We start from the raw sequence: 12,101 nt of genomic DNA, 5'->3' as shown, positions 1-12,101 counted from the left end.
CCCACGAGGCATGTGCTAATGTTTTTTTCAAAGCGTGCAAAGTGGCGAGTATACGCCTTAGAAGCTTTGGCCGGTATATGAAATCTGTTCTGGGTATCTCTTCTGTCGTAAAACAAGTCACGGGTGCCATTTGAAAACCGGTACTCCCGGCAATCCTGTCGCGGTCTTCTTTCGCTTAAATGAGTGGGTTCAACTTGTGTGCATTGGGGGTGCTTTTGGGCTATCAATAATCTTGAGCTTTGTGCCAGAAATGTGTTCCCGGGAAGCATCTCGCCCGTCAAATTGGGACTTTTTCATTGGGAAGCGTCTGGGCGACTCTTGGTCTCGGAGTTTCGGGCAGTGTCCGACCCAATTCAAGCGAAAGTGAGTCTGTTGGCTATCAGTCGAATGAAAAGAGCCCCGCGGTTGCGAGGCTCTTTTGGCAGGGGCAGTAGGGCCGCCGGTCAATCGAAACCGTGGCCACAATCGAACTGAAGGGGGTTAGCTTCGAGTCGTTGGCAGAATCCGTGCAGTAGGTACGAGTTGGCCAAAACTCACTTTCTTTATGGCAGCTGCCTTGTGGTCTTCCATCAGGTGTAGGTAACGCTCCGTCATCTTGACAGAAGTATGCCCGAGTATTTCCGAAACAGTCTTGATGTCAATGCCACAGGTTAGGCATGTAGTAGCAAACGTATGGCGAAAGGTGTGAATGCTGACTTGGCCGCGAAGGTCTACTCCTTCTTTGTCAAGGATGCGACCTAAGAGGTCAACCCATGGCTGCCGTGGCGGAACCCAACGCTTGCCCGTGGAAGTCGTGAACACGTATCGTCCGCGGCGCTCGCGTGTGCTCAGAAGTTCAAAAGCCTCCAAACCGACTGGTATTACTCGGCCACGTCCCGTTTTCGGTTTCCAATCCTGTTTGATCCGGACGTTTATCTGACGGCAATTCAAGTCAACATCATTCCATTCCAGATTACGGAGCTCTCCGTCCCGCAGACCAGTAAATAACAACATCTGATAGAATGGAAGCTGAGTCGGTGTCGCGTGTTTCCAGATCAGCCCTAACTCCTCCGGAGTGAAGGTCCGCACCGCTTTTGGGGCTTGCTTGTACCGGTCGATCTTGGCAGCTGGGTTTTTTGCCAAATACTCGCGATCGACGGCCCACTGAAAGAACCGTTTGATGATTGCCAGCTCTTCATTCAGCGTCTTGTCAGAAATCTGCTTTCTCCGCTCGCTAAGGAACTTCTCAATGTCCGATGCAGACAACTTCACGACGAGCTGATCGGGGCGCTCGAGCACCCAGGTCCGGAACGGCCTGAACAGCTGTTCCATTCGTTTCTGCCACGGCGGGGACTTCTTGTCTACGATTTCCGCCTGGAAGGACTCGAAGGCTTCCGCTGAGCTGCCCACGCGCTTGCCAAGCCCAAGGACCCCGCGTTCAATATTCAGCTCAATCTCGCCTTTTTTGAGTTCGGCAAGCCGCTTGGAATGGACGCCGAGGGACCGCTGGACCCGCTCTCCATTCTGCCGGTAATCAATGTACCAGGTCTTCCCGCGCTTGAAAATTGTTGCCATGAAAAAGCCCTCGAATGCAAATTGTGGTGACAACTTGGTGACAGTTATAATATACAAAACGAAAAACCCAATTTCAAGCACTGTAAAACAGATACTTAAAACTGGGTTTCTTGTGGAGACGGCGGGAATCGAACCCGCGTCCGAGAAGCGGACCACACCGGGCGCTACAGGCTTAGGAGTTGGATTCTTGTCTTGCTCTCGGGTCGTCCCAACCCCAAATCTATCGAGAGCCAGCCACTAAATCTCGCCCGCTTGCGTGGCAGTCCACGGGCCAGTCCGACTATAGTTTGATATCGCGGCCGGTATCGTCAGACAGTTCCCGGGGGCGACAGACTACCGTATTTTAATTAGGCAGCCAGAGCGTAAGTGTCATTGGCACTTAGTGTTTGGAGTCCTGATTAAGGAGGGCACCCCAGCCTCCGCCTGCTCCCAACGCCATCCATTCATCCCGTCGAAACCTTGGCGTCCCCGAAGCTTTACAATATACGAACGAATCTGCGGATCTCAAAGTTTCAATGCGGTTGTCGCTGCGGAGCGCCGAAATAGTATGGCAGAAACTACAAACAGCGCAGCAAAGAAACCATTCAACAACAATACCCCCACAACTCCCGGTGTTTCCTCAATGGTGAACTCGGACTTCCAAATCATTATCGCAACAACCGGAACCAAGAACTGTGCGAACGCGGTCGCAAAAAGAGCCCGCGACATACCGCGCGGTGCCAAGCCTGCAAGAGCGGCGCCGATGAGACCCACGATGAGCACTCCAAGATACAATGTGTTGGCGGGATTGTCTTCGCTTCCGATGAGCCCTACGGCAAGGTTCAACCAAATCAACAGTAGTCCGGTCGCGACTGCGACACCAACCGCTGCTCTATACATTGTGTTGCTCCCTCTTCTTGCGATCAGTTCATAGGTCAGGCCACTGCCGAACAAGAGAATTCCGGCAACTACAAAGTCGAGTAGCGTCCACTTCACTTCGTCAGTGAACTGCATGGCAATCAGTGGAATCAGAAGAATTAGTCCCGTCGCGATTGCGAAGCGGGAAATGTTATTGTTTTGCATTGCGGTATATTATGATGATCTTTCTTAATAAAGTTCTACGCTTGAGTCCTGAGCAAAGTTTCAGAAAACCGAAGAGCGCACCGGAATTTCCTTCGTTGGGTCATCAGCAATCACACGAGCAACATGCTGAAAAATCTAACGATTTGAAGAGTGTGAAGTTGATACGTATTGTCATATTAAGATTTTGTTTTTAAGACTCTTGACTTTCCCTCAAATTGAGTCTATGTTTCGTCATCTGGCGAAACATAGGAGTGAAATGAAAGACTTCCTCAAGATTACAGGAGCACTATCCGATGAAAATCGGGTGCGGCTACTCATGAGCCTTGCAGAAGGAGAACTTTGCGTTTGCAATCTGGTCGACCTCATCGGACTTGCAGACTCTACGGTTTCCAAACACATGTCTATTCTTCGCGAAGCCGGTTTGGTTGAGACACAAAAACGCGGCAGGTGGGTTTATTATCGTCTTGCAGCCACGAGTGACTCACTGCTCATTAGGGATGCGCTGAGACTGGCCCGGCAGCATCTTGAAATGGCGGAAGTCATCGCTGCTGATCGGTCTCGCCTATCGAAGATGATCATGAAAGACGCGAGTAAGAACTGCCAAGCCGCTCGCAAACCACTTCACCCAAAGCCCGATCCTCAGATTGACGAGCAAATTTATCTCGAAGCTTAAGTTGTAGAAGTTACCATATAGGTGTTACCGGAGTTATCTATGAGCAGAAAAGGCAAGTTTTCAATCGCAACATTATTGATAGTTGCCGCAGTCTTCACAGTTATGGGTGTAATCAACCTTTCCACCCATCAAACGGACAGCGCGTCTGCCAGTTTCGGCGTTGCCACTGCGCGCGCAGTCGAACCCATCGGCCACATTGGCAATGGTCCTGCCGCAGATGCCATTGAAAAAGCGGGGAGTCAAGATAAGTACGCTTTTGCACTCTTCTTTCGCGAGGATGACGACCAGCTGGAACATGCGCGCTCGCTGTTCAAATCTACGCGAAAGAAAATATCGCGAAAGGCTGAGTTAGTCGAAATCAATGTCGCAGACACGAATGACCAGGATGTTGTCAAGAAGTTCGGAGCAAGCCGTGCGCGACTTCCCCTCATGCTTGTGCTCGCTCCCAATGGTGCGATCATGGGAGGTTTTCCCACCGCGCAGTTGACCGATGACACAAAACTCGTGGAATCGGTAGGCTGCAAGGCTTCTGAGCAGACGCTGAAGGCGCTGCAGCAAAGAAATATGGTCGCTCTGTGCATGCAAAACAAGAAGACATCTGACAATGCCGCTGCGATGAGCGGAGTTGAGGAGTTCCTCAAGGATCCGAAATATGGACCGACGACCGCCGTCGTCATGGTGGATCCCTCGGATCCAGTTGCCGCAAAGTTCGTAACGCAACTTGGGCTTAACCCTGATGCTTCAATTGCGACGACCGCGCTGATAGCGCCTCCGGGAACAGTCATTGGAACATTTGAGGGTGCGACAACTTCATCGAAACTCACTAGCTCGGTGCTGACCGCCGCGCAGAGCCGCTCCGGCGGCTGCGGCCCGGGAGGATGCGGACCCGGTCAGAGCTGTGGCCCAACGGGCGGCACGGTTACCAACCAAAAAGTGCCGGCCCCGACGCAACAATTGAAAGCCCAGACTCCCGTGCAGGGCAACCAGGTCAAAGTAACGCAGGTTCCCACGACAAGCAGCAAGGCACAGTCTCTGGACAGCAAGGCAACCCCCGAGACCAAGGCAAAGAGCAAGTGATATGAAACTTCGAACCCTTGTCTGGCGCGAAATTTTCGAGCGAAAGAATCAACTTGCCACCAGTTTCATGGCTATTCTCTTGGGGATCACGGTCATCGTGTCCATCAAGAATATCACTTTCTACTCCGAGAAGGCGGTCGCCAGGGAACTTGATGCTCTGGGAGCAAACGTCCTTATCTTACCCAAGTCTGTCACTATGCAGGACTACTATTCTGCCGATTTGCAGACCGAAGAAATTCCCGAAGAGTATGTTGACATTCTGACCAGCTCTGACTTGGAGGGGCTGGACAACCTCTCTCCGAAACTCTCCGTGCCTGTCACATTGGCCGGGTCGAGAGCAACGCTTACCGGTATTCTCCCGAAAGAAGAGTTTGCGGCAAAGGCCGCTTGGGAAGGGGCAGGCATCTTCTCACGGCCCGAAAACTGCGGAACTGTCGCCATCATTCCGGGACTGACGCCGACATCGCCCAAAGAAACTCTCGTTCGCAATCGAGTTATCGAAACCCTCGCGGAGGACGAAGTACTGATCGGCTCCGATGTTGCCCGGAAAGTTGCTCTGCGCGAAGGGGACAAGTTGGCAATCATGGACCGCGAGTTTGTCGTTACGGCGATCCTGCCGGAAACCGGAACTGTGGATGATGCCAGAATATTCGCGCATCTGCATACCGTTCAGCAGATGACCGGACGCGGTTCCGTGGTCAGCGCAATTGAGGTCGTAGGCTGCTGCGACCAGATATCCCAAGGACTCGTGCAGAAGATCAACAAACTCCTGCCGGATGCAAAGGTGGTCACGATCACGCAGATTGTGGACACTCAATTGAGCACAAACCGCACGATGTCGCGACTGTCGACTGTCTTTCTGATTATTATCACATTGGTCGGTGGCGCGAGCATCGCAAACTACATGTATGCGAACGTATTCGAGCGCCGCAAGGAAATCGGGACTCTGATGGCGCTTGGCGCAAGCTCCTCGATGGTCGTGCAGATCTTCATGCTGAAAGCGATTCTGCTTGGTCTGGCCGCTGGAGTGGGAGGATATATCTTCGGAACAGCCCTTGCTGTTGTCTCCGGGCCAAAGCTCGCTGGTGTGCCCGTCCTGCCGATGGCCACGCTGCTCTTTCTTGCGTTAGGCATTTCACTCTCGTTGACCATGCTGGCAAGTCTACTGCCTGCATGGCGGGCGGCCCGATTGGATCCATGTACGACTCTGCAGGAGGTATAGACGATGCTCAAGGTTGAAGGCGCAAAGAAACACTATAAGCACCGCGGCAGCGTTGTTGTTGCGATGGATGATATGTGGTTGGATATTCCGCAAGGGGACTTTGTCTCATTGGTTGGCCCCAGCGGGAGCGGAAAGAGCACTCTGCTCCTCTGTTTGGGCGGAATGCTTTCTCCGACTGAAGGAAAAGTCTATTTGGAGAATCACTCGCTTTACGACTTGTCTCCGGATGATAGAGCGGAACTCCGGCGCAGAAGAATTGGATTCGTTTTCCAAACGTTTAACTTGATCCCCTACCTGACTGCGCAGGAGAATGTCCAGATTCCCCTGTTATTGGGTGGAATTCCCGGCAATCGGCAGGCGGAGCGGGCGTTGGAACTGCTGGAACGTGTCGGCCTGAAAGATCGACGTGATCACAAACCGTCCGAACTCAGCGTCGGGCAGCAGCAAAGAGTTGCGCTGGCGCGCATGCTCGCATCTGATCCGGCGGTCATTCTGGCTGACGAGCCAACCGGCAACTTGGATCCTGAGACCGGAGAACAAGTCATGGCCTTTTTGTCGGAAGTGAATCGTGAGGGGAAAACTGTGGTCATGGTTACGCACGACCCGAGCGCCGCCAAGAGAGCCAAACGGACTCTCCGGCTTGAAGCGGGACGTATTGTCATGAACGGGCGAGTCCCTAAAGAAGCCGAGGCATTGCTGGTTGCCTGATAATCTCTGATTTCTCCAAATGAAAAGAGGCTGACCGCAAGGTCGGCCTCTTTTGTCTATCATTGAGATATTCAGACCTCCCAGTCCGCCACCACGCGACCCGAGCGGACTTTGTTCAGCAATTCAATCACCCCCAGATGAAGCGGGTGCGTACGGTACGATTCGAGTGCTTCCCAATCACGAAAGTCACACATTAAGACAAGATCGAACGCCTGTTCGCCGGGAAGCTGATTGACGCCCACTTGAAGATATATCAAACCGTCAACCCTGCCGATCAGACTCTCGAGCGCGCTCTTCACACGGAGTGCGTTTTCAGCTTTGTTGTGCCCGTCTGCGAATTCGTGGAGTTTCCACATCACCACATGCCGAATCATGCTTTACTCTTTCGCCAAATCGCGCGACGGTTCGCGCAAAGAGATCAGATAATATACAAGAAATGCCCCCGCAATCGAGAACACATACGACCCGTCAAACGGTTGGATGTAGCTTCCCCACACCGACACCCCTAAGCCGACAATCAGTGCGGCCGTCGCCGCCAATGGGCCGCCCCGCCGAGAATACAGGGCGAAGAGCGAAATCACAAAGATTCCCGCGCTGCCTAAGCCTGAGGCCATTTCGACCATTTCATAAGTCGTCGTGCCATAAATCGCCAAAAAGTATGCGACAATTCCCAGCACAAGCACACCGCCGCGCGCAATCAAGAGACGATTGCGTTCGCTGATTTGCGGCCGACTGGCAAGAATCACATTGTGTTCGATTAACGCCGAGGCCGCCAGCAGCGCGCTGTCCACCGTCGAGAGAATTGCGGAGGCGAGCGCACCTGCATACATCACATAGAGCACGGTCGGCAGATACGTCAATGCAAGCTGCGGCATCAACTGTTCCGAGTCTTCAATTCCGGGCAACAGCGACACTCCCGCCAGTCCGATATAAACCGGAATCATCCCAATCAAAAGATAGATTGCCGTTGCCGCAAACGCCGATCGGCGCGCAACGGTTGCGGATCGCGCAGCGAGCACTCGCGAAATGAGCTCCTGCGCAACGATTGAACCAAAGATCGGCACCGCCCAGCCGTCCAGCGAGGACAACCAGCTTTCCGGCTCCGCATTGCCGCTGCCCGTCCAGATGTTCCTCAGCAGGTCATTGAATCTCGGCGTCTGCTCATGTGTGCCGATCACTACGGCGAGCACTGCTAAACCAAAGATGAGCGCAAATCCCTGAATCACGTCCGTGTAGGCATCCGCCCATAATCCGCCGCTCACGGTGTAGATCAGAACGATAACCGTCGCAATCAGGATCGCCGTTTCGAGTTGCAATTCGGACGACACCGAAAGCACGTGGCCGAAGGCGCGAATCTGCGCCGCCGCCCAAATCAAGGAGCTTGGCGCGATGATTATCGCCGCGAGCTTCTCAACTCCCGGTGAATAGCGGTCCTTGTAAAGATCAGCAAGCGTCGTGAGTTTCTTCTTCCACATCGGCCCGGCAAACAGCAGTGCCATCAGCAGCAGGCAAATCGTATAGCCGAATGGATCGGCGTTGCCGCCGGACAGCCCTCGATCATAGATTGCGGCAGAGGCTCCGACGCAAGTCTCAGCACCGAACCACGTCGCGAAAATCGAGAACGTCGCGAGCAGGTATCCGAGTTGTCGGCCCGCAATCAAGTAGTCGCTCTCGCTATGCACCTTGCGCGACACGACCAGTCCGATGATCAACGCGATACTGATGTAGATTAGTATTCCGATGAAGACCGGACTCAACGGGCTTCTCCCTTATCTCGATACACCTCGCGGCCGTCTTCCCGAATGATGCGTATCACTTTCCCTTCCCCGCGTACAGAGTTCCCGATACGCACTTCCTCAATTCTGTCTAAATCGTCGTAACGCACGATCTCTTCACGCGCGCGTCCGGAATGAATCTGCATGTCGCGCCAGACGCCCGGCAGCAAGCCGCAGGACAGACTTGGTGTGAGCCATTCCCCGCGCACTTTGAACATCACATTCGCAATCGTTCCCTCGGTGAACTCATCGCGCGTATTCAGAAACAGACATTCGTCCGCCCCGCGCGCTTTCGCCGACTCGCGGGCCGCGAGTTTTTCCGGGCGAAGCGTCGTCTTGTGATAGAGTCGCGGATCGTCCGGATCAAGCCGCGCTTCGGGGATCATCAAAACCACTCCCCGCTCCGGCCAGCCGAGCTCTTCGGGCATAAGCTGAAAACTCACCTGATCATGATCGACATTCAAGCGAACGCGGTTGTGCTCGTTCCCGAGCGTCGCCTTTAACTCGCGCAGAACGGCGAGAATCCGCCTTAGCGGAAACGGACGCGCGAAGTAATCGCACGAACGCTTCAGACGACGTAAGTGGCTGTGAAGATTGCGAAACCCAAGCTCCGGCTGCCAGCGAAAAGTTTCGTATAATGCGAACTCCTGTGGACGGCGTTCGGCGAACTTTGCCTTCAGCAGCACTTCCTCCCATTCGCGTTCCGCAACACTGTCCACAACAATTCCCGATCCGATGCCGAGCGTCGCCACGTTGCCTTGAATCTCCAGCGTGCGAATCGCCACGCTGCAGACGAAGTCTCCGCCCGGCATGAACAGCCCGATCGTTCCGCAGTACATCCCGCGCGGTGTATGCTCGAGATTCCTGATTATTTCCGTTGCGCGAATCTTCGGCGCGCCTGTCACGCTGCCCGGCGGAAATGTTGCGGCAATAATGTCAAAGAGCGAGGCGTCCTCAAGTTGTTCACCCGTCACGGTGCTGATCATCTGATGCACGGTCGGATAGCGTTCGACAACGCACAGTTCCGGGACACGAATCGTTCCCGCTTTGCAGACGCGGCCCAAGTCGTTGCGCATGAGATCCACGATCATCGTGTTCTCCGCACGGTCTTTTTCGCTGTGCTGCAGGGCGAGACGCGCGGCTTCGTCCACGTCCCACGACGGGCGGCGTGACGCCGTGCCTTTCATCGGTCGTGTGAGCAACGTGCCGCCGACCCGCTGGAGAAACAGTTCCGGTGAAAGGGAAACTATCTGCACGGCGCCTGTGTCTACGAACGCCGCATGCGGAACCGGAACGGCCCGCACGAGAGTATCAAACAAGCCTGCCGCGCTGCCATGAAACTCACAGTGCGCGCGAACAGTATAGTTCACTTGATACACGTCGCCCGCGCGGATATGTTCCAGTGCTCGGTGCACCGCCGCGACATATTCCGTTTCACTTGTCTGCACTTGCGGAGCGCCAAGCTGAAAGGGCCGCGCACATGGCTCATACTCACCGGGACGGTCAAATGCGGCAAACCAAGCCAGCGGAAGCGCACCCGGCTCGTGTGCGGCATGTGCAGAGTCAAAGGCTCGCGCCGCATCGTAGGTTACAACTGCAACAACGTATTTGCCGGCGCGTTGAAACTCTTCCGTCCGCGCCAGACACTGCCGCAGTTCGTCAGTGCGCGCAGCCATCCAGACCGCAGTCGGAGCGCCGAAAGAAACGTGCCTATAGCGAAACCGCTCTTGCGTTGGCAGAGTGAGGATAGCGGTCGGGGGGGCTTTCATAGCGGCAGAAGGTACGGATTTCCTCGGACTCTTTCAAATTGAAAGCCCGTCGTACGAAGCGACGGGCCGTTCACACTGAGGTGTTGGCGACTTCGCCCGCGCTAACTTCGGTTACGCACCTGCTCCTCTTGATTGACCAAAGGCATGGTCATCAGCAGCATTGTGCGTTCTCCGTCGTCCGTCAACTCAATTTCCCCTCCCATTCCGCGTACGACCTCACGGGCAAAAATCAAATCCCAACCCGATTGGCCGATGGACGGCGGCTGCCCTTCATGCCAGCCCGCCGGATAGCCCGCACTTCCGTTGTACGACAAAGAGAGACAAACGTCCTCATCTGCGCGAGACAGTGTGTAGCAAACCTGCGCATCCTCGCTTGCTTTGTCCCGCGCATGAGCGGATATCGCTTCAAGCACCATCTTGAGAGATCCCGTGTCGCCGTGCACAAGACACGCGTCGTCGCACAACACAAGCTGTGGAGAAACACCATAGAACTCGGGCGGCATCTTCTTAACGTACTGTTTGAGCATCTTTGCCAGATCGTTATCCTGCACGTGCTTGCCGCTGCCGCTCAGCGCGGCAAGTTTGCGCACCAGCTGTGCGGCTTCACGTGCCGTCTGCTCGATTGCGATGATGTCGCGGGAAGTATGTGAGTCCATCTCGGCTGCGGCCAGCGACGCATGTCCCAGCACGCCGGTCAGGAGATTACTGAACTCGTCTGCCAATTCGCGGGATAGTGCTCTCACCTGTGACGGTCCGGTCGCAGCGTGAGGGGCCGGTTGAATCAAGGGTTGAACTGCGGCCGCAGCGGTGCCGGCTTCAATTATGACGCTTTGCCAAGTCCCGTTGCTCCCGACCACCGCGCAGGCTCGCCACGAACTACCATCCGCCGCCGTCACATCGCAACAGGCGTCTGTCTGACTTTCCAGCCATGCTGCAAAGCGCGCAGCCTCGTTGTCACTTAACCAGTCAGCAAATGACTGACCCACACCCTGTTCCGGAACCGAACCCAATTCTTCCCAGAATGAACCGGTGGCACAAACAAGCTTGCCCTCAAGATCGAGAGAGCAGGCGGGCAGAGAAATCATTGTGAGCAGCTCGGCCGAACTTGTGTCCTGCACAGGCGGCGCAGCGACGACAACAGGGTTGCTTCGCAGTTCTTCAAGTGCCGCACGAAGTTCTGCGGTTTCTTTCCGACTCTGTTCGTTTTCCTGCAGGAGTTTCTGATATTCCTGCTCAAGCGAGTCTTTCATGCCTGTCATTTCGCCAAGCGTTGCCTGCAAGGCCGCAATTTCCTGCGCAGCGTTCGCGACACCTTCTGCTTGGCCGTTCTGACTCTCGCGGAGCATTTGCAATTCCTGCTCGAGCGTGGAACGCTGGGCTATTGACGTCTGCAGTTCCTGCTCAAGAGTGTCGCACTTGGCTTGCGCCGTTTCCAGCGCACGGGTCAGTCTCGTACACTCTGCCGACTGCTTCTCAAGCTCCTGCGCGGCCTGCGTGTTCTCACTCTGCTGTTTGCGCAGTTTGTCCAATTCGTGCTGGAGCCGCGCAGACTTTTCCACGGCTTTTTCCGAGTGCTCGAGAGCTTCCCGGGAACTTCTTTCCATGCGCATGGACTTTTCGGTCACTTTTTTGAGCTGAGCTTCGCGCTGCGCAATCTCTTCTGCGGACACACGCAGTTTCTCCTGCAGCTCGCGCGCCGAAGTTTCCGCTTTCTCCACAGCCTCTTTCAACGATTGAAACTCGCGGTCGCGCTCGATCAGCATTAACCGGTTGGTGTGTTCGCGTGTGATGTCGAGGCAATGCACGAAGTAGCCGGCAAACACCCCGTCCTGCCAAAGTCCCTGCACGTGAAGCTGCACATAGAAGGGCTTCTCCTTGGTGCCGAGGTCAACCACCTGATTGTGCACGCCGAGTTCGTCGGAGTGCATCGAGTGCAGCAGACTCTCAAACACGCGGCGTTGCTCGTCGTTGCGGAAGAACAGCAGAATTGAACTTCCCAGCAGAGCATTGCGGGCCAAATCACTGCGACCGGAGCGAGCCATAAACTCGTCCCACGAACGACCGACAACCGACAACTTCAGGTCTGCTGTGACGAGTCCCGCAGCTCCAAAAACGGCGTCCAGAGCCGCCTGAGGAACCTGTCGGAGGAGCGGAGTGGTCACTTCGTAGGCATTTTGCGACGGGTCCATGGGCCGTTTGTCACCTATAGCTTTTCGGATTACAATCATTTACAATTTACGTCATCCAAAAGATTGCAAAAA

10 protein-coding genes and 1 other RNA gene are annotated in these 12,101 nt (G+C 54.8%); 4 read left to right on the top strand and 7 right to left on the bottom strand.

Going from position 1 to position 12,101, the window contains the following annotated elements; translation table 11 throughout:
- Positions 1-480: 480 nt before the first annotated feature.
- The 3 genes from KJZ99_08200 to KJZ99_08190 form a co-directional block, all read right to left on the bottom strand.
- Positions 481-1,554 carry a tyrosine-type recombinase/integrase gene (locus tag KJZ99_08200; GenBank protein MCL4305882.1) on the bottom strand — a complete coding sequence of 358 codons (1,074 nt, stop codon included), beginning with the start codon at positions 1,552-1,554 and terminating at the stop codon, positions 481-483.
- A gap of 110 nt (positions 1,555-1,664) precedes the next feature.
- Positions 1,665-2,024, bottom strand: a transfer-messenger RNA (tmRNA) gene (ssrA, locus tag KJZ99_08195).
- Between the two features lie 34 nt (positions 2,025-2,058).
- Positions 2,059-2,616 carry a hypothetical protein gene (locus KJZ99_08190; GenBank protein ID MCL4305881.1) on the bottom strand — a complete coding sequence of 186 codons (558 nt, stop codon included), beginning with the start codon at positions 2,614-2,616 and terminating at the stop codon, positions 2,059-2,061.
- Positions 2,617-2,872: 256 nt separating this feature from the next.
- Between KJZ99_08190 and KJZ99_08185 the strand changes: the two genes are divergently transcribed.
- From KJZ99_08185 to KJZ99_08170, 4 genes are read left to right on the top strand one after another with little or no spacing between them, the layout of a single operon-like run.
- Positions 2,873-3,289, top strand: a complete 417-nt coding sequence (locus KJZ99_08185) for a winged helix-turn-helix domain-containing protein (protein ID MCL4305880.1) — start codon at positions 2,873-2,875, stop codon at positions 3,287-3,289.
- Positions 3,290-3,328: 39 nt separating this feature from the next.
- Positions 3,329-4,366 carry a hypothetical protein gene (locus KJZ99_08180; GenBank protein MCL4305879.1) on the top strand — a complete coding sequence of 346 codons (1,038 nt, stop codon included), beginning with the start codon at positions 3,329-3,331 and terminating at the stop codon, positions 4,364-4,366.
- A 1-nt stretch (position 4,367) separates the two neighbouring features.
- Complete coding sequence (locus KJZ99_08175) at positions 4,368-5,588, top strand: FtsX-like permease family protein (protein ID MCL4305878.1); 1,221 nt, start codon at positions 4,368-4,370, stop codon at positions 5,586-5,588.
- 3 nt (positions 5,589-5,591) lie between these two features.
- Positions 5,592-6,296, top strand: a complete 705-nt coding sequence (locus KJZ99_08170) for an ABC transporter ATP-binding protein (protein ID MCL4305877.1) — start codon at positions 5,592-5,594, stop codon at positions 6,294-6,296.
- A gap of 71 nt (positions 6,297-6,367) precedes the next feature.
- On the opposite strand, the gene KJZ99_08165 is transcribed toward KJZ99_08170, so the two are convergent.
- From KJZ99_08165 to KJZ99_08150, 4 genes are all read right to left on the bottom strand, one after another.
- Complete coding sequence (locus tag KJZ99_08165) at positions 6,368-6,670, bottom strand: Dabb family protein (GenBank protein MCL4305876.1); 303 nt, start codon at positions 6,668-6,670, stop codon at positions 6,368-6,370.
- A 3-nt stretch (positions 6,671-6,673) separates the two neighbouring features.
- Positions 6,674-8,053 carry a sodium:solute symporter family protein gene (locus KJZ99_08160; protein ID MCL4305875.1) on the bottom strand — a complete coding sequence of 460 codons (1,380 nt, stop codon included), beginning with the start codon at positions 8,051-8,053 and terminating at the stop codon, positions 6,674-6,676.
- A complete protein-coding gene (gene pabB, locus KJZ99_08155) occupies positions 8,050-9,747 on the bottom strand; it encodes an aminodeoxychorismate synthase component I (protein ID MCL4305874.1) in 1,698 nt (565 codons plus the stop codon). Before pabB ends, KJZ99_08160 begins: the two co-directional genes overlap by 4 nt.
- A gap of 194 nt (positions 9,748-9,941) precedes the next feature.
- Complete coding sequence (locus KJZ99_08150) at positions 9,942-12,029, bottom strand: hypothetical protein (GenBank protein ID MCL4305873.1); 2,088 nt, start codon at positions 12,027-12,029, stop codon at positions 9,942-9,944.
- Between the last annotated feature and the right edge of the window lie 72 nt (positions 12,030-12,101).

The organism is bacterium, from assembly GCA_023382385.1.
Lineage (GTDB): Bacteria > Electryoneota > RPQS01 > RPQS01 > RPQS01 > JABWCQ01.
Note: the sequence above shows the minus strand (reverse complement) of the source record. Positions and strands in the feature narration are given on the sequence as shown.

What these genes read in the sequence shown, in the direction of transcription:
- KJZ99_08150 (MCL4305873.1), bottom strand. Translation starts at nt 12,029, where the DNA reads ATGGACCCGTCGCAAAATGCCTACGAAGTGACCACTCCGCTCCTCCGA.
- KJZ99_08170 (MCL4305877.1), top strand. Translation starts at nt 5,592, where the DNA reads ATGCTCAAGGTTGAAGGCGCAAAGAAACACTATAAGCACCGCGGCAGC.
- KJZ99_08175 (MCL4305878.1), top strand. Translation starts at nt 4,368, where the DNA reads ATGAAACTTCGAACCCTTGTCTGGCGCGAAATTTTCGAGCGAAAGAAT.
- pabB (MCL4305874.1), bottom strand. Translation starts at nt 9,747, where the DNA reads ATGGCTGCGCGCACTGACGAACTGCGGCAGTGTCTGGCGCGGACGGAA.
- KJZ99_08185 (MCL4305880.1), top strand. Translation starts at nt 2,873, where the DNA reads ATGAAAGACTTCCTCAAGATTACAGGAGCACTATCCGATGAAAATCGG.
- KJZ99_08165 (MCL4305876.1), bottom strand. Translation starts at nt 6,670, where the DNA reads ATGATTCGGCATGTGGTGATGTGGAAACTCCACGAATTCGCAGACGGG.
- KJZ99_08190 (MCL4305881.1), bottom strand. Translation starts at nt 2,616, where the DNA reads ATGCAAAACAATAACATTTCCCGCTTCGCAATCGCGACGGGACTAATT.
- KJZ99_08180 (MCL4305879.1), top strand. Translation starts at nt 3,329, where the DNA reads ATGAGCAGAAAAGGCAAGTTTTCAATCGCAACATTATTGATAGTTGCC.
- KJZ99_08200 (MCL4305882.1), bottom strand. Translation starts at nt 1,554, where the DNA reads ATGGCAACAATTTTCAAGCGCGGGAAGACCTGGTACATTGATTACCGG.